At 59.8% G+C, this 22,275-nt stretch carries 20 protein-coding genes and 4 tRNA genes; 12 read left to right on the plus strand and 12 right to left on the minus strand.

Annotated elements, in window-relative coordinates; genetic code table 11:
• The first annotated feature begins 38 nt into the window (after positions 1 to 38).
• Genes ACF6ZU_RS04265 through ACF6ZU_RS04285 form a run of 5 tightly spaced genes read left to right on the plus strand, consistent with a single transcriptional unit; the run spans position 39 to position 4,148 of the window.
• Positions 39 to 845 (plus strand): alkaline phosphatase family protein, encoded by an 807-nt coding sequence (locus tag ACF6ZU_RS04265; protein ID WP_392890672.1) that lies wholly within the window; start codon positions 39 to 41, stop codon positions 843 to 845.
• 5 nt (positions 846 to 850) lie between these two features.
• Positions 851 to 1,687, plus strand: coding sequence for an ABC transporter permease (locus ACF6ZU_RS04270; protein WP_392893693.1), 837 nt, complete (start codon positions 851 to 853; stop codon positions 1,685 to 1,687).
• Complete coding sequence (locus ACF6ZU_RS04275) at positions 1,674 to 2,474, plus strand: ABC transporter permease (RefSeq protein ID WP_392890673.1); 801 nt, start codon at positions 1,674 to 1,676, stop codon at positions 2,472 to 2,474. The genes ACF6ZU_RS04270 and ACF6ZU_RS04275 overlap by 14 nt, the downstream gene beginning before the upstream one ends.
• Positions 2,471 to 3,460, plus strand: a complete 990-nt coding sequence (locus ACF6ZU_RS04280; RefSeq protein ID WP_392890674.1) for an ABC transporter ATP-binding protein — start codon at positions 2,471 to 2,473, stop codon at positions 3,458 to 3,460. Before ACF6ZU_RS04275 ends, ACF6ZU_RS04280 begins: the two co-directional genes overlap by 4 nt.
• Before the next feature lie 34 nt (positions 3,461 to 3,494).
• Positions 3,495 to 4,148, plus strand: coding sequence for an HAD family hydrolase (locus ACF6ZU_RS04285; RefSeq protein ID WP_392890675.1), 654 nt, complete (start codon positions 3,495 to 3,497; stop codon positions 4,146 to 4,148).
• 113 nt (positions 4,149 to 4,261) lie between these two features.
• Here ACF6ZU_RS04285 and ACF6ZU_RS04290 read toward each other — a convergent pair whose 3' ends face one another.
• On the minus strand, positions 4,262 to 5,224 hold the full coding sequence (locus ACF6ZU_RS04290) for a zinc-binding dehydrogenase (RefSeq protein WP_392890676.1): 963 nt from the start codon (positions 5,222 to 5,224) through the stop codon (positions 4,262 to 4,264).
• A 138-nt stretch (positions 5,225 to 5,362) separates the two neighbouring features.
• Between ACF6ZU_RS04290 and ACF6ZU_RS04295 the strand changes: the two genes are divergently transcribed.
• Entirely contained in the window at positions 5,363 to 7,444 is a 2,082-nt protein-coding gene (locus ACF6ZU_RS04295) for a carboxy terminal-processing peptidase (RefSeq protein ID WP_392893695.1), read from the plus strand.
• Between the two features lie 145 nt (positions 7,445 to 7,589).
• A complete protein-coding gene (locus ACF6ZU_RS04300) occupies positions 7,590 to 9,380 on the plus strand; it encodes a bifunctional diguanylate cyclase/phosphodiesterase (RefSeq protein ID WP_392890677.1) in 1,791 nt (596 codons plus the stop codon).
• 121 nt (positions 9,381 to 9,501) lie between these two features.
• Here the strand turns inward: ACF6ZU_RS04300 and ACF6ZU_RS04305 are convergent, their stop codons facing one another.
• From ACF6ZU_RS04305 to ACF6ZU_RS04325, 5 genes are all read right to left on the minus strand, one after another.
• On the minus strand, positions 9,502 to 9,906 hold the full coding sequence (locus ACF6ZU_RS04305; protein WP_392890678.1) for a sel1 repeat family protein: 405 nt from the start codon (positions 9,904 to 9,906) through the stop codon (positions 9,502 to 9,504).
• A complete protein-coding gene (locus ACF6ZU_RS04310) occupies positions 9,907 to 10,278 on the minus strand; it encodes a hypothetical protein (RefSeq protein WP_003223109.1) in 372 nt (123 codons plus the stop codon).
• Positions 10,275 to 10,616: a helix-turn-helix domain-containing protein gene (locus ACF6ZU_RS04315; protein WP_392890679.1), complete on the minus strand. Its 342-nt coding sequence runs from the start codon at positions 10,614 to 10,616 to the stop codon at positions 10,275 to 10,277. Before ACF6ZU_RS04315 ends, ACF6ZU_RS04310 begins: the two co-directional genes overlap by 4 nt.
• Positions 10,617 to 10,729: 113 nt before the next feature.
• A complete protein-coding gene (locus ACF6ZU_RS04320; protein WP_059401928.1) occupies positions 10,730 to 11,185 on the minus strand; it encodes a YkvA family protein in 456 nt (151 codons plus the stop codon).
• Between the two features lie 294 nt (positions 11,186 to 11,479).
• Complete coding sequence (locus tag ACF6ZU_RS04325) at positions 11,480 to 12,196, minus strand: FKBP-type peptidyl-prolyl cis-trans isomerase (protein WP_392890680.1); 717 nt, start codon at positions 12,194 to 12,196, stop codon at positions 11,480 to 11,482.
• Positions 12,197 to 12,465: 269 nt separating this feature from the next.
• On the opposite strand from ACF6ZU_RS04325, the gene ACF6ZU_RS04330 reads away from it, so the two are divergent.
• Both ACF6ZU_RS04330 and ACF6ZU_RS04335 read left to right on the plus strand, forming a co-directional pair.
• Complete coding sequence (locus tag ACF6ZU_RS04330) at positions 12,466 to 14,274, plus strand: di-heme-cytochrome C peroxidase (RefSeq protein ID WP_392890681.1); 1,809 nt, start codon at positions 12,466 to 12,468, stop codon at positions 14,272 to 14,274.
• Between the two features lie 29 nt (positions 14,275 to 14,303).
• A complete protein-coding gene (locus ACF6ZU_RS04335) occupies positions 14,304 to 15,440 on the plus strand; it encodes a catalase family protein (protein WP_392893697.1) in 1,137 nt (378 codons plus the stop codon).
• A 176-nt stretch (positions 15,441 to 15,616) separates the two neighbouring features.
• Here the strand turns inward: ACF6ZU_RS04335 and ACF6ZU_RS04340 are convergent.
• From ACF6ZU_RS04340 to ACF6ZU_RS04355, 4 genes are all read right to left on the minus strand, one after another.
• Positions 15,617 to 15,693, minus strand: a tRNA-Asp gene (locus ACF6ZU_RS04340).
• 19 nt (positions 15,694 to 15,712) lie between these two features.
• Positions 15,713 to 15,788 (minus strand) — tRNA-Val (locus ACF6ZU_RS04345).
• A 188-nt stretch (positions 15,789 to 15,976) separates the two neighbouring features.
• A tRNA-Asp gene (locus ACF6ZU_RS04350) sits at positions 15,977 to 16,053 on the minus strand.
• A gap of 19 nt (positions 16,054 to 16,072) precedes the next feature.
• Positions 16,073 to 16,148 (minus strand) — tRNA-Val (locus ACF6ZU_RS04355).
• A gap of 160 nt (positions 16,149 to 16,308) precedes the next feature.
• Here ACF6ZU_RS04355 and rdgC point away from each other — a divergent pair.
• The 3 genes from rdgC to sugE all read left to right on the plus strand — a co-directional run bounded on the left by rdgC (position 16,309) and on the right by sugE (position 18,765).
• Entirely contained in the window at positions 16,309 to 17,229 is a 921-nt protein-coding gene (gene rdgC / locus ACF6ZU_RS04360) for a recombination-associated protein RdgC (RefSeq protein ID WP_017340046.1), read from the plus strand.
• Positions 17,230 to 17,365: 136 nt separating this feature from the next.
• Complete coding sequence (locus ACF6ZU_RS04365) at positions 17,366 to 18,331, plus strand: bile acid:sodium symporter family protein (RefSeq protein ID WP_392890682.1); 966 nt, start codon at positions 17,366 to 17,368, stop codon at positions 18,329 to 18,331.
• Positions 18,332 to 18,450: 119 nt separating this feature from the next.
• Positions 18,451 to 18,765, plus strand: a complete 315-nt coding sequence (gene sugE, locus ACF6ZU_RS04370) for a quaternary ammonium compound efflux SMR transporter SugE (protein ID WP_392890683.1) — start codon at positions 18,451 to 18,453, stop codon at positions 18,763 to 18,765.
• A 78-nt stretch (positions 18,766 to 18,843) separates the two neighbouring features.
• Here sugE and ACF6ZU_RS04375 read toward each other — a convergent pair whose 3' ends face one another.
• Together ACF6ZU_RS04375 and ACF6ZU_RS04380 are read right to left on the minus strand one after the other, a co-directional pair.
• Entirely contained in the window at positions 18,844 to 19,605 is a 762-nt protein-coding gene (locus tag ACF6ZU_RS04375; protein WP_392890684.1) for a TenA family transcriptional regulator, read from the minus strand.
• Positions 19,606 to 19,683: 78 nt separating this feature from the next.
• Positions 19,684 to 22,143: an EAL domain-containing protein gene (locus tag ACF6ZU_RS04380; RefSeq protein WP_392890685.1), complete on the minus strand. Its 2,460-nt coding sequence runs from the start codon at positions 22,141 to 22,143 to the stop codon at positions 19,684 to 19,686.
• Positions 22,144 to 22,275: the final 132 nt, after the last annotated feature.

Consider the following 22,275-nt stretch of genomic DNA (forward strand, 5'->3'; position numbering starts at 1 on the left):
TTCATGTTGAGCCATCTGTTTCGCGGAGTCCCGCCCCTATGAAGCACAACGTCATCCTTGTCGTGCTCGACGGCCTCAATTACGAGGTTGCGCGCCACGCCATGGGGCACCTGCAGGCCTACGTTGGCGCAGGACGCGCGGCGCTCTACAAACTGGAGTGCGAACTGCCGGCCCTGTCCCGACCGCTGTATGAATGCATCCTGACCGGCGTTACGCCGATCGACAGTGGGATCGTCCACAACAACGTCTCGCGCCTGTCCAACCAGCGCAGCATCTATCACTACGCCACCGACGCCGGCCTGAAAACCGCGGCGGCGGCTTACCACTGGGTCAGCGAGCTGTACAACCGTTCGCCGTTCGTGGCCGCCCGGGATCGTCACACCGACAGCCCGGACCTGCCGATCCAGCACGGGCATTTCTACTGGAACGACCACTATCCGGATTCGCACCTGTTCGCCGACGCGGAAAACCTGCGCCTGCGCCACGCGCCGAACTTCCTGCTGGTGCACCCGATGAACATTGACGACGCCGGGCACAAGCACGGCCTCGACACCCCGCAGTACCGCAACAGCGCCCGCTCGGCCGACATCATCCTCGCTGATTACCTGCAAGGCTGGCTCGACGCCGGCTACCAGGTGCTGGTGACGGCCGACCACGGCATGAACAACGATCGCTCGCACAACGGCCTGCTGCCCGAAGAGCGTGAAGTACCGCTGTTCGTCCTCGGCAACGCATTCAGTTTCAACGCCGATGCAGCGCCAAAACAGACTGAAATCTGCGGCACCGTCTGCGAACTGCTGGGCGTGGCCCACGACAAACCGGTATGCCAGGAGCTGCTCAAGTGAATGCCATGATGCGCGGAAAATGGCTGGCCGCCTTGTGCCTGGTGCCCTTCGCCCTGTTCTTTATCGTGTTCGAAATCGCCCCGCTGGTGTGGGTGATGATCAACAGCCTGCAATCGGAAGAGTTCGGCTGGGGCCTGGCCAACTTCACCAAGATCTTCAGCTCGAAATTTTATTTACAGGCGATCCAGTACAGCCTCGAGATCAGCTTCTGGTCGAGTGTGTTCGGGATCATCATCGCAGTCCTCGGCGCCTACTCTCTGCGCCGAGTCGACTCGAAACTGCGTAACTTCGTCAACGCCTTCGCCAACATGACCAGCAACTTCGCCGGCGTGCCCCTGGCCTTCGCGTTCATCATCCTGCTGGGTTTCAACGGCAGCATCACCATCATGCTCAAGCAGGCCGGGATCATTCAGGACTTCAACCTGTACTCGAAAACCGGCCTAATCATTCTCTACACCTACTTCCAGATTCCCCTGGGCGTGCTGCTGCTCTACCCGGCCTTCGATGCGTTGCGCGAAGACTGGCGCGAGTCCGCCGCGTTGCTCGGCGCCAGCGGGTGGCAGTTCTGGCGCCACATCGGTCTGCCGGTGTTGACGCCGGCCCTGCTCGGCACCTTCGTGATTTTGCTGGCCAACGCGCTCGGCGCTTACGCCACGGTTTACGCCCTGACTACCGGCAACTTCAACGTGCTGCCGATCCGCATTGCGGCCATGGTCTCCGGCGACATTTCCCTGGACCCGAACCTCGCCAGCGCCCTGGCCGTGGTGCTGGTGGCGTTGATGACCCTGGTGACTGTCGTGCATCAGCTGCTGTTGAAGAGGAGCTACCATGTCTCGCGCTGAATTGGGCCCCGCCGGTGTCTATCACCGCGTCGTGGTGTACCTGCTGTTTGCCATTCTGTTATTGCCGCTGCTCGGGACGCTGATCTACTCGATCGCCAGCAGTTGGTCGGCGACCATTCTGCCCAGTGGTTTCACCCTCAAGTGGTACATCGCGCTGTGGAGCGATCCGCGCTTCCTGCACGCGTTCGGCCAGTCGCTGCTGGTCTGCGTCGGCTCGCTGATCCTGTCGGTGGTGCTGATTCTGCCGCTGCTGTTCGTGGTGCATTACCACTTCCCGAAACTCGATGCGCTGATGAACATCCTGATCCTGCTGCCCTTCGCGGTGCCTCCGGTGGTGTCGTCGGTGGGGCTGTTGCAGCTCTACGGTTCGGGGCCGTTCGCGATGGTCGGCACGCCGTGGATCCTGATCGGCTGCTACTTCACCGTGGCGCTGCCGTTCATGTACCGCGCGATCACCAACAACCTGCAAGCGATCAACCTGCGCGACCTGATGGACGCCGCCCAACTGCTCGGCGCCAGCACTTGGCAGGCGGCCTTTCTGGTGGTGTTGCCGAACCTGCGCAAGGGTTTGATGGTGGCGCTGCTGCTGTCGTTCTCGTTCCTGTTCGGTGAGTTCGTGTTCGCCAACATCCTCGTCGGCACCCGCTACGAAACCCTGCAGGTCTACCTCAACAACATGCGCAACAGCAGCGGCCACTTCACCAGCGCGCTAGTGATTTCCTACTTCTTCTTCGTACTGGTCCTGACCTGGGCAGCCAACATCTTGAACAAGGACAAAAGCGAATGAGCTATGTCAGCGTCCAACACCTGCAAAAGAATTACGCCGGCACCACGGTATTCAGCGACATCAACTGCGAAATCCAGAAGGGCGAATTCGTCACCCTCCTCGGCCCGTCCGGTTGCGGCAAATCCACGCTGTTGCGCTGCATCGCCGGGCTGACCTCGGTCGATGGCGGGAAAATTTTGCTGGATGGCGTCGATATCGTGCCGTTGAGCCCGCAGAAACGCGGGATCGGCATGGTGTTCCAGAGCTACGCCCTGTTCCCCAACATGACCGTGGAGCAAAACGTCGCGTTCGGTTTGCGCATGCAGAAGGTCAACAGCGACGACAGCCAGAAGCGCGTCGCCGAAGTGCTGAAACTGGTGGAGCTGCACGACTTTGCCGCGCGATACCCGCATCAGCTGTCTGGCGGGCAATGCCAGCGTGTCGCACTCGCTCGTTCCCTGGTGACCCGGCCGCGCTTGTTGCTGCTCGATGAACCGCTGTCGGCGCTCGATGCGCGGATTCGCAAACACCTGCGCGAACAGATCCGTCAGATCCAGCGCGAACTCGGCCTGACCACGATCTTCGTCACACACGATCAGGAAGAAGCGCTGACCATGTCTGACCGGATTTTCCTGATGAATCAGGGAAAGATCGTACAGAGCGGCGACGCCGAAACCCTCTACACCGCGCCAGTCGATGTATTCGCTGCCGGTTTCATCGGCAACTACAACCTGCTGGATGCCGACAGCGCGACGAAGTTGCTGCAACGACCGATCAACCATCGCATCGCCATTCGTCCCGAAGCCATCGAGCTGAGCCTGAACGGCGAGCTCGATGCGCAAGTGCGTAGCCATAGCCTGCTGGGCAACGTGATTCGCTACCGGGTCGAGGCTCGCGGCGTGGAACTGGTGGTGGATGTGCTCAACCGTTCGGCGGCCGATCTGCATCCCGATGGTCAGCGCCTGGCGCTTTCCATCGATCCGACGGCCCTGTGTGAGGTAGCCTGATGCCTTTGCTGATGTTGAAGAGAGAACTGCACTGATGGCCCTGGCAATTTTTGATCTGGACGAAACCCTGATCCACGGCGACTGCGCCACCCTCTGGAGCGAGCAAATGGGCCGCCTGGGCTGGGTCGACCCCGAGTCGTTCATGCGTCAGAACAACGAACTGATGGACGCTTACAGCCACGGCAAGTTGCGCATGGAGGACTACATGGCCTTCAGCCTGGAGCCAATGATCGGGCGCACGCCTGAAGAGGTCGACCACCTGGTCGGGCCGTGGGTGGAAGACTTCATCGAGCCGATCATCTTCAGTGACGCGACCAAGACCATCGCCGCCCACCGCAAGGCGGGTGACCGGATTCTGGTGATCTCGGCGTCGGGCACACACCTGGTCAGGCCGATTGCCGATCGCCTGGGCATCGACGAGATTCTCGGCATCGAACTGGAAGTGTTGCACGGCGTTTATAGCGGCAACACCGTCGGCACCCTGACTTACCGCGAAGGCAAGATCACGCGCCTGCTCGAATGGCTGGATGCGGAAGAGGAAAACCTCGAAGGCGCGAGTTTCTATTCGGACTCGCGCAATGATTTGCCGCTGCTGTTGAAGGTGGATTTCCCACACGTGGTGAACCCGGACCCGGTGTTGCGCGAACACGCCGAAAAAGCCGGCTGGCCGATCCATATCTGGAAATAACCAAGTCACCTGTAGGAGCGAGCCTGCTCGCGATGGGCGTGAACGATACGCGTGCTGTCAGGTAAAACGCGTCGCCTTCAAGTTCATCGCGAGCAGGCTCGCTCCTACAAGGGTTACGTAAGGCTTTCGTCGATCACCAGCACCAGCTTCCCCGCCACCTTGTTGCTGGCCAACTCGGCAAACGCCGCTTCCGCATCCTTGATCGGGAAGGCCTTCGCCAACTGCGGACTCAACCGCCCTTCGGCAAACAGCGGCCAGACATGCTGGCTCAAATCACTGAACAGATCCGCCTTGAACTGATCGTCGCGACTGCGCAAGGTCGAGCCCAGCAGTTGCACGCGCTTGCTCAGCACTTGCGCCAGATCCAGCTTCGCCTCACGGCCACCCATCAGGCCGATCAGCACCCAGCGGCCATCGAGAGCCATCAGTTTGAGATTGAGCGCCGCGTAATTGCCCCCGACCGGGTCGAGAATCACATCGAACGGCCCCAGGTCGCTCAGGCTCTCGAGGTCGCCATTTCGCACCACGCCACCTTGCGCACCGAGCGCTTCGCAGTAAGCCAGGCGCTCGGCAGAACCGACGCTGACCCAGCACGGGTTGCCGAACGCCTTGCACAGCTGAATGGCAGCTGAACCGATTCCACTTGCTCCGGCGTGCAGAAGAACTTTCTCACCCGGTTTGAGCGCAGCCAATTGAAACAAATTCAGCCAGACGGTCGCATAGACTTCGGGTAGCGCTGCCGCCTCGACCAGGGAAAAACCTTCGGGCACCGGCAGCACATGCCGTCCGTCGACAACCACTTCTTCTGCCATCCCACCCCCGGCCAGCAAGGCGCAAACCCGATCTCCCACCTGCCAGGACGAGCCCGGCCCGACCTCGCTGATCACCCCGGAACACTCTAGACCGAGCACCTGACTGGCTCCCGGCGGGGGCGGATAAAGCCCCGCTTTCTGTAACAAATCGGCGCGATTGAGGCCCGCTGCCGCCACACGAATGCGAACTTGCCCTACATCACATGTAGGACTGGGCTCTTCAAGCCACTCCACTTGACCTTCCACGCCTTGCAATGCTTTCACAGTGCCTCCATAGTGAGTCTGGACTGAGCCCGAAGCTGTATCGCCGGGCTTTTTGCATTATGCGACCGGCCCTTGTGGAACCGGCGACTTCAAAGACGGCCTAATATGCGTTATCAATTGTCCCCGCGTCGAATCAGCATGAAGCATCTGTTCCCCAGCACCGCACTCGCCCTATTTATTGGTATCGGCCTGATGCCGATGTCGAGCAATACGTTCGCAGCCAATAGCTGGGACAAGCTTCAGCCTGATCGTGACGAAGTGATCGCCAGCCTGAATGTCGTCGAGTTGCTCAAGCGCCATCACTACAGCAAGCCGCCGCTCGATGACGCGCGCTCCGTGATTATCTACGACAGCTATCTGAAGCTGCTGGATCCTTCGCGCAGCTACTTCATGGCAAGCGACATCGCCGAATTCGACAAGTGGAAAACCCAGTTCGACGACTTCCTCAAGAGCGGCGACCTGAACGCCGGGTTCACCATCTACAAGCGCTACCTGGACCGCGTAAAAGCGCGTCTGGACTTCGCCCTTGCGGAGTTGAACAAGGGCGTCGACAAGATCGACTTCACCACCAAGGAAACCTTGCTGATCGACCGCAAGGACGCTCCGTGGCTCAAGTCCACCGCCGAACTGGACGACCTGTGGCGCAAACGCGTCAAGGACGAAGTGCTGCGCCAGAAGATTGCGGGCAAGGACTCCAAGCAGATTCAGGAAACACTGACCAAGCGCTACAAGAATCAACTGGCTCGCCTGGACCAGACCCGCGCCGAGGACATCTTCCAGGCGTACATCAACACCTTCGCCATGTCCTACGACCCGCACACCAACTATCTGTCGCCGGATAATGCGGAAAACTTCGACATCAACATGAGCCTGTCCCTCGAGGGCATCGGTGCCGTGTTGCAGAGCGACAACGACCAAGTGAAAGTCGTGCGCCTGGTGCCAGCTGGCCCGGCGGACAAGACCAAGCAGGTCGCTCCGGCCGACAAGATCATCGGCGTTGCCCAGGGCAACAAAGAGATGGTCGACGTGGTTGGCTGGCGCCTCGACGAAGTGGTCAAGCTGATCCGCGGCCCGAAAGGCACCGTGGTGCGACTGGAAGTCATCCCGGCCAGCAATGCGCCGAACGACCAGACCTCCAAGATCGTGCCGATCACCCGTGAAGCGGTGAAGCTTGAAGACCAGGCGGTGAAGAAGTCGGTCCTCAACCTGAAACAGGATGGCAAGGACTACAAGCTCGGCGTCATCGAGATCCCGGCCTTCTACCTCGATTTCAAGGCCTTCCGTGCTGGCGATCCGGACTACAAGAGCACCACGCGCGACGTCAAGAAACTGCTGACCGAGTTGCAGAAAGACAAGGTCGACGGCGTGGTCATCGACCTGCGCAACAACGGCGGCGGTTCTCTGCAGGAGGCCACCGAGCTGACCAGCCTGTTCATCGACAAAGGCCCGACCGTACTCGTGCGTAACGCCGATGGCCGTGTTGACGTGCTGGAAGATGAAAACCCGGGCGCGTTCTACAAAGGCCCGATGGCGCTGCTGGTCAACCGTTTGTCCGCTTCGGCTTCGGAGATTTTTGCCGGCGCCATGCAGGACTACCATCGCGCGCTGATCATTGGCGGCCAGACCTTCGGCAAAGGCACCGTACAGACCATTCAACCGCTGAACCATGGCGAGCTGAAACTGACCCTGGCCAAGTTCTACCGGGTTTCCGGCCAGAGCACCCAGCATCAGGGCGTACTGCCGGACATCGATTACCCGTCGATCATCGACACCAAGGAAATCGGCGAGAGCGCCCTGCCGGAAGCCATGCCGTGGGACACCATCCGTGCGGCCATCAAGCCGGCGGTCGACCCGTTCAAGCCGTACATCACCCAGCTCAAGTCCGAGCATGACGTGCGTTCGGCCAAAGACGCGGAGTTCGTGTTCATCCGCGACAAGCTGGCCCTGGCGCAGAAGCTGATGGCGGAAAAAACCGTCAGTCTCAATGAAGCCGAGCGTCGTGCCCAGCACGCGGATATCGAAGCCAAGCAACTTGCCATGGAAAACATCCGTCGCAAGGCCAAGGGTGAAGAGCCGCTCAAAGAGCTGAAGAAAGAAGACGAAGACGTTGCCGCGGCCGAGCCGGACAAAATCAAGCCAGAAGACGATGCCTACCTGAGCGAGACCGGGCGGATCCTGTTGGACTACTTGAAGCTCAATACCGCGGTTGCCAAGCACTAAGCCACACGAAAGATGATGGCAATTTAATGCTGACGCTCCCCGGAGCGTCATCAAACAGTCATCATTCTGTCGTGAAATAAAGGACTGGGAACACCTCTTTCATCGGAGGTTGCTCCCAGTCCTTTTTTTATCGCCAGAGATCGCCATGACCACGACCGAACAGCTGAGTGCGTTGAGTTCAATTCTGACTCAAGGCGGTTTGCACAGCCTGTTCCAGCCGATCGTCTCGCTCTCTGAACGACGAATCATTGGCTACGAGGCCCTCAGTCGAGGTCCCTCCAACAGCCCGTTGCACTCGCCCATCGCCTTGTTCGCCATCGCCCGTCAGGCCGGCCGTCTGAACGAGCTGGAAATCGCCTGCCGCGAAAGCGCCTGCCGACGCTTCAACGAGCAACAACTGCCGGGCAAACTCTTTCTCAACGTGTCACCGGAATCCCTGCTCGAAGCGGCCCACCAACCGGGCCGGACCCTGCAGTTGCTGCAGGATTTCGGTATCCCGCCCAGCCAGGTCGTCATCGAACTCACCGAACAGACGCCGACCGACGATTTCCAGCTGCTGCAAAATGCGCTGCATCACTATCGGGCGATGGGTTTTTCCATTGCACTGGATGATTTGGGTGCCGGCTATTCGAGCCTGCGCCTGTGGTCCGAACTACGGCCTGACTACGTGAAGATCGACCGGCACTTCATCGATGGCATTCATCAGGATGCGCTGAAGCGTGAATTTGTCGGCTCCATCATGCAGATTGCCAAAGCGTCCCGGGCCCAAGTGATCGCCGAAGGTATCGAACTGCCGGAAGAACTCGCGGTGTTGACCGACATGGGCGTCGATCTGGTCCAGGGTTACCTGCTCTGTCGGCCCCAGGAACACCCGCCAAGGGATGCCAGAAGCCTGATGCCCAAACAGGACAGCTCCGCCGTGGCCTTGAACGACGAAGGCAGCGACCTCAGCGCCCTTCTCAACGATCAACCAGCGGTTGCGCGGGATACGCCGACAGCCACAGTACTGGAGGCCTTCCGCCGTCAGGCCAACCTGAACTCGCTGGCGGTGCTCGATGAACAGGGCCAGCCCTGCGGCATCGTCCATCGGCATTCGCTGTCGGACGCGCTACTCAAGCCGTTTGCGACCGACCTGTTCGCGCGCAAGCCCATCAGCCGCCTGATGAATGACGACTTTCTCGCCGTCGAGATGAGCCAGTCGCTGCAACAGGTCAGCCGCCTGATCACCAGCCGCGCCCGCCAACGCATCGAAGAAGACTTCATCATCACCCTGAACGGCAGCTATCTGGGATTGGGCCGGGTGATCGATGTGTTGAAGCTGATTACCGAACTGAAGATCCAGCAAGCCCGTTACGCCAACCCGCTGACCCTGCTGCCAGGTAACGTGCCGATCCAGCAATGCCTGACGCGCCTGCTGCAACAGCAACGGGAATCGGTGATCTGCTACGTGGACATCGACAGTTTCAAACCCTTCAACGATATCTACGGCTACGGACGCGGGGACGAAGTCCTACTCTGCCTGGCGCAATGCCTGAATGATCGTGTCGACCCGTCCCGCGACTTCGTCGGCCATATCGGCGGCGACGATTTCCTGCTGGTGCTCGGACCGGAAGACTGGCGCAAACGTTTGAACCAGCTGCTCGATGATTTCCAGAGCCAGTGCCGGCGTTTCTACCGCAGCGAACACCTGGAGGCCGGGTGCTTCATCGCTCCGAACAGACAGGGTGTGCGCCAGGAATTTCCGCTGTTGTCACTGTCCATCGGCGTGGTGCATCTGCATCCGCAGGCCTGTGGACAACTCGATGCGAGCCAGTTGGCGGAGCTGGCTTCGCAGGCCAAGCATCACGCGAAGAATGTGCCAGGGTATAGCGTGCACGTGATTGATAGCCTGGCGCTGCCGGCGCGCGAGGATGAGATGCTGATGGGGCAGCGGTGACAGTCAGGACGTCTTCGCGAGCAGGCTCGCTCCCACAGGGATCTTTTGTACGCTGAAGATCCACTGTGGGAGCGAGCCTGCTCGCGAAGGCGTCAGACTGGCCAACTCAAATCGAACAGGTTCACTCTGAACCGCGAGCCATCAACTCTTTCAATTTGATCTCGGCCAACGGATGCCCAGCCCTGGCAGCCATCCCCCAAAACCGCGCCGCCTCAACCGGATCCGGCGCCTTGCTCGCCGTCCCCGCCAAACTGATCACCCCCACCTGATACGCCGCTTTGCCATCCCCTGCCAAAGCTGCCAGGCGCAACAATCGGACACCTTCCTCACGAGCCCCAAGGCCCACGCCGCGAAAGGTCAGAATGTGGCCATAGAAGCTCTGGGCGCCGACATCGCCCAGGTTGGCCATGCGTGCGAACTGGCCTTCGAGCCAGCGCCAGCCACGGGGTTGACGAACGAACCACGACCAGTGAAAAAGCCGGCGCGCCAGCCAATAACCGGCCCGCGCCTTGAGCCGCAAAAACACTCAGGCCTCAGCCGATTCGGGGTATTCGTACTCGAAAACCCGCACCACTTCCGAAGCATGCCAGGACGCCGCGGCGACGCCATCGGACGGCCCGGAAAAACGCCCCAGACGTTCGACGCATTCAAAGAAACCGGTGCGTGGCAGGCGACTGGCGCCCTGGCTGATCACCAGCGAACTGCGCAAGGGCTGCTCGGCCTTGGCGTCCAGCGCAGCCAGGTGTTCAAGTGCCGCGGTCAAGGTCTGCATGGCCGGCGTCGGCAGCTGCAGCCGCTCCAGCAACGCGCGATAGGTCAGCAAATGTCGCTGGCGGCGCGCCTGGTCCAGCTCGCCCAACAACCCGTCCCAATGTTGACGACTGATGCGTACGCTCACGATTCTTCCCTCCACCCCGGCACCGTCAACTCCCAGGCCAGGCTGCGGCGAATCGCAGCGTCGGGTTGACGCTCGCCACTTTCGATCAAGGCCAGATAAGACGGGCTGATGCCTACCGTGCGGGCGAGCGCCTCAATGGCGATGCCCTTCCCTTCGCGCAAACTGCGTAGTTGATCCAGACCTGGAAGTATCTGATCTGGCGTTGCCGCATGACGCACCTGAGCCTCGCGCGGCGGTTGCTTTTCGATGCCTGCTGCTTTCAGTAGAGCCTGATACTGAGCCCACGGCACAACCGCATACTCGGGCTCGCCTTCGCGTGTGATTATCTGAATATCCATGACTTCCCCGTAGGACAACGACACTTAGCGAGTCGGCGCTTTTCCCTAGAAGTGTAATCCTAACAGCGGCCAAGGTCGCGGGGGTATGTATATAGGGATGATCCTGAATCGGCTCAGTTTTTTTTCGGGCCCTGAAGTTGAAGTTGCTCCGGGGTATCCGGCAGTCGTTCGACCACCGCGAGCTTCTCCGGCAACTGACGTTTGCGCCAGGCGCGAAAAGCATTGAGCTCGTCGTCAAGGACCTTCATCAGCCAGGCGAGCACGGCGATGTCATCGAGCATGCCGAACACCGGGATGAAATCGGGAATCGCATCCACGGGGCTCAAGAAATACATCAAGCCCGCCACCACCGAGATCAGCGCCTTGGGGCTGATGGCACGGTACTCGCCACGCCAATATGCGAGGCACAAAGCCTGCAACAGGCGCAGATCGTCCTTGAGCTTGCCCAACCGGTTGCCTTGGCTCGCGCCTTTGCTGGCCACGGCGAACAACAGGGTCGGCAATCGCCCACGGGCGAGCAGGCGACCGGCCAGAGGCAGGAAACGAGCGAAATTCCAGGGTGCTTTCATCATTCCTCCCGCTGAAATGTTATCCACACAAATTGTGGATAACCTTGTGAACAGACCTGCATTTCACGGCTGCAAGCCCCGTTTCATAAGGGCTCGGCTCAGATCGGGCGTTTTTTACTCACATAAAAAAACCCAATATTTCATTGACTTGGCGCTCCGGCGCGGCTAGTCCAAGCGTCTTCAATGGCTATGACTCCAGCCTGCAGTATCCGTTCGCTTTGTTTAACTCCACCGAACGCCAGATGCAACAACGCCCCGCATAAAGCGAGGCGTTGTTGTCAGAACAACCGCAAATTACTTGGCGGCGTCGTCTTGCTTGGCTGGATCCTTGATGGCCAGCAGTTCCAGGTCGAATACCAGCACCGAATTGGCCGGGATCGCCGGGCTTGGGCTTTGCGCGCCGTAAGCCAGTTCGCTAGGAATGTACAGTTTGTACTTCTCGCCAACGTGCATCAGCTGCAGGCCTTCGACCCAACCCGGGATCACGCCGCTGACCGGCAGATCGATCGGGCTGCCACGCTCAACGGAGCTGTCGAAAACGGTGCCGTTGGTGAGGGTACCGGTGTAGTGCACAGTCACGACGTCAGTCGGCTTTGGCTGTGGGCCGTCGGCTTTCTTGACCACTTCGTATTGCAGGCCCGAAGCAGTGGTGGTGACACCCGCTTTCTTGGCGTTGTCTTCGAGGAATTTCTTGCCGGCGGCTGCCGACTCTTCGCTCATCTTGGCCATGCGCTCTTCAGCTCGCTTTTGCAGCGCGGCGAAGGCTTCGACCAGTTCTTCGTCCTTCAGCTTCTGCTCTTTCTTGCCAACGGCATCTTCGATGCCCTGGGCTACGGCCTTGGAGTCCAGATCATCCATGCCTTCCTGAGCCAGGCTCTTGCCCATGTTCAGGCCAATCCCGTAGGAAGCTTTTTGCGCCGGGGTTTTCAGCTCTACGCTGGTCTGCGAATCACAACCCGCAAGTACCAGGCTAACCAGGGCCACCGCCGCCGCCAACCGATGCTGTTTCATGCTATTTCCTTGTTCATGCGCCTAAAGGGCAATCGAGTAAAGCCGCGAGCTTATCAGGCGGCCACGACCAATGGCTACCGGCATGAGAGCAGGAAACTTCTGATAAGTTCAGGTGTTTTAACGCATTTCCGGAATCGGATGATGAAGCTTCTGTCATCTTCGCCCCACAGACACAACTGACCCGTCCCACAACATCCGGCGTAATGGCCACTTGCCGCACGTTTGCGGCTCAGGCATAAGGGAGCGACAACTCGACAAGGATGTTTATCTTGCGCCTCTTTTATCGCTTGCTGATTCTGATCGTTGCGCTGCTGGGCCTCGCCCTCGCCGTGATCCTGTATTACGTCGCCAACCCGAAACTGCCGACCTGGACGCCTGCGCAGCAGGTGCATTACCTGGAGCAGTGGAGCGCGACCGATCGCCAGACCTACTACTTCACGCCCCAGGGCACGCAAGTCAAAGGCTTGCGCTACGACTGGTTCGGCGCGCTCGAACTGCCTTTTTCGCAGCAGCGCTTTGCCAGCCCGGAGTACCTCGCACGCTTCGGTTTCCTGGTCGATCCCGGCCAGAAAGCCACGCCGAACAACCCCGGCAACCTGCCCGTAGGCTTCGCCCGCCATCAAAACCCCGGCAGCCAGGAGCAGTTTCTGGACATCACCTGCGCCGCCTGCCACACCGGCGAGTTGCGCTTCAATGGTCAGGCCATCCGCATCGACGGCGGTTCGGCACAGCATGTGTTGCCGTCCAGCGTTCCTACATTGCGTGGTGGCAGTTTCGGACAGGCACTGGTCGCGAGTCTCGCCTCGACTTACTACAACCCTTGGAAATTCGAACGCTTTGCCCGCAACGTGCTGGGCCAGGACTACGACGCCGGGCATGAACAGCTGCGCAAGGACTTCAAGACCTCGCTCAACACCTTCCTCAAAGTCGCCTGGAACGACACCCATCGCGGGCTCTACCCGACCGAGGAAGGCCCTGGCCGTACCGACGCCTTCGGACGTATTGCCAACGCCAGTTTCGGTGACGCGATTTCCCCGGCCAACTACCGGGTGGCCAACGCGCCGGTCGACTACCCGCAGCTGTGGGACATGTGGACCTTCGACTGGGTGCAGTGGAACGGCTCGGCCCAGCAGCCGATGGCTCGCAACATCGGTGAGGCCCTTGGCGTCGGCGCCACGCTGGACTTCTTCGACAGCAATGGGCAGCCGCTGATGGGCGACGATCGCTACCCGTCCAGCGTCCGGGTGCGCGACCTGCACCAGATCGAAGAAACCCTGCAACGACTCAAACCACCCACCTGGCCAGAAGAACTGCTGGGCGCCATCGACAAACCGCTGGCAGTCAAGGGACGCGCGCTGTTTGCCGAAAATTGTGCCGGTTGCCACGTTCCACGAGCGACCCAGGAAGGCGAGCGCTGGGTCCAGCATTTGCACATGCTGCCGGTGGACGTCATCGGCACCGATCCGACGGCGGCAAACAACATTGCCAACCACCGATTCGACCTGACCGCCCTGCAATGGAATCCGGCAGAGCTCGCGCAGATGGACGTGAAGCTACACCCGGAACCGAAGGAACCGCTGGATCTGAGCCAACTGTCGGTGGCCAAGGGCCTGGCGTACGTCACGGCATTCGTCGAGAACCGCGCTTACCGCGAAGCCAAGGTCACCCCGGCAGAAAAGCCAAAGCTCGACGGCTTCGGGCTGCCGATCGGCGTTCGCGAAAAAGTCGCCTACAAGGCCCGGCCGCTGGCGGGCGTATGGGCGACGGCGCCATTTCTGCACAACGGTTCGGTGCCGAGCATTTATCAACTGCTCTCACCCCAGGATGAACGCGCGACCACCTTCTACAAGGGCACGTTCGACTACGACCCGCGCCACCTGGGCTATCGCACCGAAGCCTTTACCAACGGCTTCCTGTTCGACACGCGCATTACCGGCAACCACAACAGCGGCCATGAATTCCGCGCCGGTGAACGGGGTAACGGGGTGATTGGCAGGCTGTTGCAACCCGAGGAGCGCTGGGCGCTGCTGGAATATCTGAAAGTGCTGGGCGGCCCGTTGGAGAAACAACTGCCATGATCATGTCCACGTTCAAAAAGGATTTACCGTTGCTCGCCCGGTTCTGGTTGTGGCTCGGCCGCCTGATCGGCAAGACCCTGCTGATTCTGCTGTTGATCGGCCTGCTCGGCTGGGCGCTGGCCACCGCCTGGTACGCCTGGCAACACCGTGGCCCGGTCTCAGCCCTGGAGCAGATCCCGGACGGCGAAGCCGCCATGACCCAAGACGTGATCCAGACGGCCGTGCGCATTGTCGATCAGCACCGCGAAAACACCCGCTACCTACGTGATGCCCACGCCAAGGCGCACGGCTGCGTGAAGGCCGAAGTGCAGGTTTTACCAGGGCTGGCGGCAGAGTTACGTCAAGGTGTGTTCAGCGAGCCGGGCACGACCTGGCAAGCGATGATGCGCCTGTCCAACGGTAACGCCTATCCACAGTTCGACAGCCTGCGTGATGCCCGGGGCATGGCGATCAAACTGCTGGATGTGCCGGGCAAGCAACTGCTTGGCGATCGCCAGGGGCTACACGAACAGGACTTCGTGATGTTCAGCCATCCGAACTTCTTCGTCAGCGATGTCGCCGAGTACCGACAGAATGTCGCGGCGCAGGCTGACGGTAAAAAGGTCATGGCCTTTTTTCCGGGCTGGGATCCGCGCACCTGGCAAGTCCGTCATTTGCTGATTGCCCTGGCAACGCTGTCCCCGCCGCCGGAAAGCCCGGCGCAAACCACTTACTTCTCGGTGTCGCCGTATAAATTCGGCGAGGGCAATGCCAAGTTCCGGGTGATGCCGGATTCGCAAAATTGCCCGGCCTATGTATTGCCAAAACAGAATCAGGACCTGCCGAACTTCCTGCGTAGCGCCCTGACCCAGCAGTTGTCCACGGATCGGGTGCCGGCGTGTTTTGTCTTGCAGATTCAGCGGCAGGATGCGAACAGGTTCATGCCGATCGAAGACACCAGTATCGAATGGCGCGAGCAGGATTCAGCGTTCGAAACCGTGGCCCGGATCACCCTGCCACCGCAGGACTTCGACAGTCCGGCGCAGAATCTGCAATGCGACAACCTGTCGTTCAATCCGTGGTTTGGCCTGGAGGCGCACCGTCCGATTGGCGGAATCAACCGGCTGCGCAAGGCGGTGTACGAGGCGGTGAGCGACTATCGGCATAGCCGAAATGCCGGACTGTAGGAGCGAGCCTGCTCGCGATGGAGTGTCAGGCAACGCGTGTCGACTGACACTCCATCGCGAGCAGGCTCGCTCCTACAGGTTTCGCGCAATTTGCCAAATCCCAGACAGCAAAAAGCCCGCATAAAGCGGGCTTTTTCCGTGGTGACCTGGCGTTCAGTGTTCCAGGTAACCGAATATGGCGCAGCGGACGGGACTCGAACCCGCGACCCCCGGCGTGACAGGCCGGTATTCTAACCGACTGAACTACCGCTGCGCGTAGCGTTGAAAGTAAGTGGTGGGTGATGACGGGATCGAACCGCCGACATTCTGCTTGTAAGGCAGACGCTCTCCCAGCTGAGCTAATCACCCTTTACCTTCGTTGCGGGGCGCATTGTGCCACAGATTTTCATAACGTGTTGATTTAATTGATAAATAATTCAAAAAAATCTGAAAACCGGTGAAACGACACGTCCTGCAGGAACTTCAGGCAGAAAAAAACCCGCGTGAGCGGGCTTTTCCGTGGTTACCTGGCGTTCAGCGTTCCAGGTTACCGAATATGGCGCAGCGGACGGGACTCGAACCCGCGACCCCCGGCGTGACAGGCCGGTATTCTAACCGACTGAACTACCGCTGCGCGTAACACTTGAAGCGAATGGTGGGTGATGACGGGATCGAACCGCCGACATTCTGCTTGTAAGGCAGACGCTCTCCCAGCTGAGCTAATCACCCTTCACTTTCGGTGTGGCGCGCATTCTACGGAGCGACCCGACCTCTGGCAAGCACTTTTTTAAATAATTTTTTCAGGCCTTCCAAAGGCTTAGAGAAGGGTTGGCCTATGGCGCCACGAAGAGAATAATGCCCCACTTTGTATAAAGGAGAGACTCGCCCCATGTGGTTCAAAAACCTGCTTATCTATCGCCTGACCCAAGATCTGCCTTTTGATGCCGAGGCGTTGGAAACTGCACTGGCCACCAAACTGGCGCGTCCCTGTGCAAGCCAGGAGTTGACCACTTACGGTTTCGTCGCGCCATTCGGCAAAGGCGAAGATGCGCCGCTGGTGCATGTCAGTGGCGACTTCCTGCTGATCTCCGCGCGCAAGGAAGAACGCATCCTGCCAGGCAGCGTCGTGCGTGACGCCGTGAAGGAAAAGGTCGAAGAGATCGAAGCCGAACAGATGCGCAAGGTCTACAAAAAGGAACGCGACCAGATCAAGGATGAAATCATCCAGGCCTTCCTGCCACGCGCCTTTATCCGTCGTTCGTCGACCTTCGCTGCGATCGCGCCGAAACAGGGCCTGATTCTGGTCAACTCGGCCAGCCCGAAACGCGCCGAGGACCTGCTGTCCACCCTGCGTGAAGTCATCGGCACCCTGCCGGTCCGTCCGCTGACCGTGAAAATGTCCCCGACTGCCACCATGACCGAGTGGGTCACCACCCAGAAAGCCGCCGATGACTTCTTTGTGCTGGACGAGTGCGAGCTGCGCGACACCCACGAAGACGGCGGCATCGTGCGCTGCAAGCGTCAGGACCTGACCAGCGAAGAAATCCAGCTGCACCTGAGCACTGGCAAAGTGGTCACCCAGCTATCGCTGGCGTGGCAGGACAAACTGTCTTTCGTCCTCGACGACAAGATGGTGGTCAAGCGCCTGAAGTTCGAAGACCTGCTGCAGGATCAGGCGGAACAGGACGGCGGCGAAGAAGCCCTCGGCCAGCTGGACGCCAGCTTCACCCTGATGATGCTGACGTTCGGCGATTTCCTGCCGGCGCTGGTTGAAGCGTTGGGCGGCGAAGAGACCCCACAAGGGATCTAAAGCCTTGTGATCATAACTGTAGGAGCGAGCCTGCTCGCGATGGTGTGTCAGTCGCCTCTCTTTGCCTGACACACCATCGCGAGCAGGCTCGCTCCTACAGGGGTTTTGTATTGTTACTTAAAATAAGGATCAGGCCATGCGTGCACTGGCTGCATTGAGTCGCTTTGTCGGCAACACCTTCGCTTACTGGGTACTGATTTTCGCCGTCGTGGCCTTCCTGCAACCGACGTGGTTCATCGGTCTGAAGGGCGCCATCGTGCCGCTGCTGGGCCTGGTGATGTTCGGCATGGGCCTGACCCTCAAACTCGAAGACTTCGCCGAAGTCGCCCGCCATCCGTGGCGCGTGGCCCTGGGCGTGGTTGCGCATTTCGTGATCATGCCCGGCGTGGCGTGGTTGCTCTGCCAGGCGTTCCACCTGCCGCCGGAAATTGCTGTCGGCGTGATTCTTGTCGGCTGCTGCCCAAGCGGTACGTCCTCGAACGTGATGACCTGGCTGGCGCGCGGGGACCTGGCGCTGTCGGTGGCCATCGCCGCCGTCACCACCCTCCTCGCTCCGCTGCTGACACCGGCGTTGATCTGGCTGCTGGCCTCGGCCTGGTTGCCGGTATCGTTCATGGAGCTGTTCTGGTCGATCCTGCAAGTGGTGCTGCTGCCGATCGTGCTCGGCGTGATCGCCCAGCGCGTGCTCGGTGATCGGGTTCGCCATGCCGTAGATGTATTGCCGCTGGTTTCGGTGGTGAGCATCGTCATCATCGTCACCGCCGTCGTCGCGGCCAGCCAGGCGAAAATCGCCGAATCCGGCCTGTTGATCATGGCCGTGGTGATGCTGCACAACAGCTTCGGTTACCTGCTGGGTTACTTCACCGGGCGCCTGTTCAAACTGCCGCTGGCCCAGCGTAAATCCCTGGCGCTCGAAGTCGGCATGCAGAACTCCGGCCTCGGTGCTGCGCTGGCGAGCGCGCACTTCTCGCCACTGGCGGCGGTGCCGAGCGCGTTGTTCAGCGTATGGCACAACATTTCCGGCGCGCTGCTTTCGACCTATTTCCGCCGGATGAGCGAGAAAGAAGATCGGGAAACGGCAGCCCGGCAAGCGACCGAGTAAGCAGCCAACTTGATCCCCGGTTTAATGATGGGCACTATACTGCGCAACGCGAGGACGACCTCGCGGCTCGATCGAGTCATTAATCTGGGGACGACCCCGTCCATCGATGGAGGTCTGTCATGTCCTGGATCATTCTGTTTTTCGCCGGCCTGTTTGAAGTGGGCTGGGCGGTCGGCCTGAAATACACCGACGGCTTCAGCCGCCCTCTTCCCACCGCATTGACCGTTGCCGCCATGGCCATCAGTCTTGGCCTGCTGGGCTTGGCCATGAAGGAACTGCCGCTGGGTACCGCCTATGCGATCTGGACCGGCGTAGGTGCAGTCGGTACGGTGATCGCCGGGATCATTCTGTTTGGCGAGTCCATGGCGCTGTTCAGGCTGGCCAGTGTGGCGCTGATCATCGCCGGGCTGATCGGACTGAAAGTCAGCACCTGATCATCGCACCCCAATGAAAAAGCCCGCTCCCCCGGCGATACCGGAGGAGCGGGCTTTTTTAATGGCGTGGAAAGCGGATCAGCTTTCCGCCAACGCCATGCGTTCACGCGCGACCGGGGCCTTTTCCGCCTGCTCAAGCTGCATGCAGCGTTCCAGGAACAGAAACATGTAGTCGTAGCTCTTGCACACCGACTGACGCAACTCTGCCTGCAAGGATTTGCTTGGGTTCATCCCCGCCAGCGTACAGATGATTTCCAGCGCTTCCCACGGATGGGCATCGTCGTACTGGGCATGCATCTTCAGCCACTTCATGGCTCGTTTGCGGTCTTCCTCGGGGAATGCCGCCGCGTAGACGCCACTGGAACAGACCAGCGCCGACCACTCTCCGGTCGCGCCTTCAATGGCGTAGTTGGTGGCGGCAATGGCAACGATCAGCGAATCCGCCGAACTGGTGTGCCAACACCAATGGCTCAAGGCGTGCAGTTCCGGGGCTACCTGTTGCGCCTGCAAGTCTTCCAGAGTGACACCGTGCGCACGGCTCCAGTTCACCCAGTAATCGGCGTGGTTCAATTCCACTCGAATGTTACGCATCAGCCAGCGGCGCGCCATGTCCTCGCCGGGGTGGCGGGCAAAGCGGGTCTTGGTCAGGTTCTGAGCCATGTACAACGCGAACTGTTCGACCACTGGCCAACCACCGATGAGGTAGTGACGCATGGTCCTGGCGCTGAGTTTGTTGTCTCGCATGCGCCGATACAATTCGTGTTCGACTACCCGGCGTTTACTCTCGCTGCAATCCTTGATGAGCTGTTGAGCCCAGGCGGGATAACTTGCAGCTTCCATGAGGGGTCCGGTTCTGTTGAATGAGTCGATCACTGTCGGGTTCCTTTTGATTGTGATTGTAAGGATCAGCAAGAGATTTCAACGGAACGTGCCAGGCGCCTTGAACAGCAAGGGTTGAGGCCTGGCAGGACGACTTTGCAGACTATCGCAGGTAAACAGATGCGGTCGCTCAATCACATACCCTTGAGCGTAATCCACCCCGATCTCCAGCAATGCCTGCTCGATCTGGGGTGTTTCAACAAACTCGGCAATCGTACGCTTACCCATGACATGACCGATGTGATTGATCACCTCGACCATGGCGCGGTTAATCGGGTCGTCCAGCATATCCTTTACGAAACTCCCGTCGATCTTCAAGAAGTCTACAGGCAAATGTTTCAGGTACGCGAACGAGGACATTCCGGCGCAAAAGTCGTCCAGGGAAAAATGGCAACCTAACCCTTTGAGCTCATTGATAAATCTGATTGCACTGCCGAGATTGGAAATTGCGCTGGTTTCAGTGATTTCAAAACAAATCATTTCAGGCGGTATCGCATACGTAACGAACTGTTGACGCAGGAAGTCGAGGAACGCCTCATCTCCGATGGTGGTGCCTGACAGATTGATCGCACACATCGCCAAGGGGCCTTTGTGCTTTTCGGCAATGCACTGGGCAATGATCTTGAACACGTTCTGCACGACCCAGCGGTCCAGCGAGGTCATCAGGCCATAACGCTCGGCGGCGGGAATGAAGCTGTCGGGCAGAATCATCCGCCCGGCCTCGTCATGCAGGCGCAGCAGGATCTCGATGTGCCCGCCGCCCTCTTCAACGTGCCCCAGCGGCGCGATTTCCTGGGCATACAGACAGAAGCGGTCTTCTTCCAGCGCCATGTGCAAGCGCTGCACCCAGGCCATCTCGCCAAAGCGCAGCGACAACTCGGAATCGTCGGCGTGATAGACCTGAACCCGGTTACGACCCTTCTCCTTGGCCATGTAGCAAGCCATATCGGCCGCACGCAATGATGTTTCGAGGGTGGTCGGCTGTTGCGTGACGTGCACCAGCCCGATGCTCACGGTGGTCACGAATGGCCGGCCTTTCCAGACAAAGTGCAGGTTCTGCACGGTCTGGCGCAGGCCCTCGGCGATTTTCTCCGCGGCCTCCGGCGCGCAATTCTCCAGCAGGATGCCAAACTCGTCGCCGCCCAGCCGCGCCAGGGTATCGCCTTCGCGCAACCCCGACTGCAACAGCGCGCAGATATGCCGCAGCAACTCATCCCCAGCGGCATGGCCGCAGGTATCGTTGACCAGCTTGAACTGGTCCAGATCGAGGAACATCAGGGCATGGCGCCCCGGGTGCCGGGTCAGGTTGTGCAGCACCTGCTCCAGGCGATATTCGAATTCACGGCGGTTGGCCAGGCCGGTCAAGGCATCATGGGTCGCCTGCCAGGACAGGTTGGCGATGTATTGCCGTTCTTGGGTCATGTCGTGCAGGACCAGCACGGTGCCGCTGACCTTGCCGGCATTGCGGATCGGCGCACCGACCAGCGTCACCGAAACCGTGCTGCCGTCCAGGCGTTGAATCAGTTTGGAATGTTCGCTGCCGCCGGTGAGCTGGCCGCTGAGAATGTGCTCGATCAGCGTAAAGCCTTCGGCCTGGGCATTTTCGTCCAGCAGATTGAACAGCGCGGCCAGAGGCAAACCGGTGGCCTGCTCAGCCTTCCAGTGAGTCAACGCCTCGGCCGCCGGATTCATGTAGGCAATGGCGCCCGCCACATCGGTGGTGATCACCCCGTCACCAATCGATTGCAGGGTGATCTGCGCCCGGTCTTTCTCCAGTTGCAGGGCATCGGCAAACGCATGGCGTTGCTTGAGCAGCTTGTGGGTGCGCATCAGGGCGAGCGCAATCAAACCCAGGGCAGTGGCAAGGTTGGTCACCAGCAGCAGGCGAAGAATGACCCGCGACCCTTCCCCCAAGGCATCGCTGAAGGCTTTCGCTGCCGGCGTCACCTCATCGTTGATGGCAAAGATCTGCTCCTTCCAGCGCTGAATGTCTGCGCGGGAGGCCGGACTGACGGTGATGTGCTGGTGCATGTCCCGCGCAACGTCATCGAGCCTGACCAGATACGCATCACCCACCGTCCAGAGGTCGATGGCTTTTTCAAGGTAAGTGAAGTGGCGGAAATTGAGGTACAGCCAGATCAGGCTGGAAACGTCATCCGGATGATTGCCACCCTTGAGGATAGCTGCTCGCGCTGCCTCGATATTGGGTGGTTGATGATCCAGTGCGACACGCAATTCGTGGCCGCCTTGGGGCACCGCAATCGCGTTCTGATACTTGAGGAAAATCCCTTCGTCGCCGCTGTCGGCGTAGAGATTGAGGTAATAGATGGCGTCTTTCTGGCCTTTGGACCAGAGACTTTCGCCGGCAACATAACCACGGACAGCCGAAAGCACATAAAGGCTGACGCCACCCAGCAAGGCCTGAAAAAGCACGACGGCAATAAATGGCCAGACGATGCCCAACAACCGTGGGGTTCCGAGAGTCCGCGTTTGATTCATGAGGTCCCTTGCATTAGCACTGCTTGATCGTCGTCCGGACGAAATCGCTAAGGCTAGCCTAGGATGGGATATCACTCTAGGCAAGCCGGCAAAGCGTGTACGCGAAAGCAGCATGGTAACAGCGTCGCGAGC

The organism is Pseudomonas migulae, assembly GCF_043225285.1.
GTDB lineage: Bacteria > Pseudomonadota > Gammaproteobacteria > Pseudomonadales > Pseudomonadaceae > Aquipseudomonas > Aquipseudomonas migulae_C.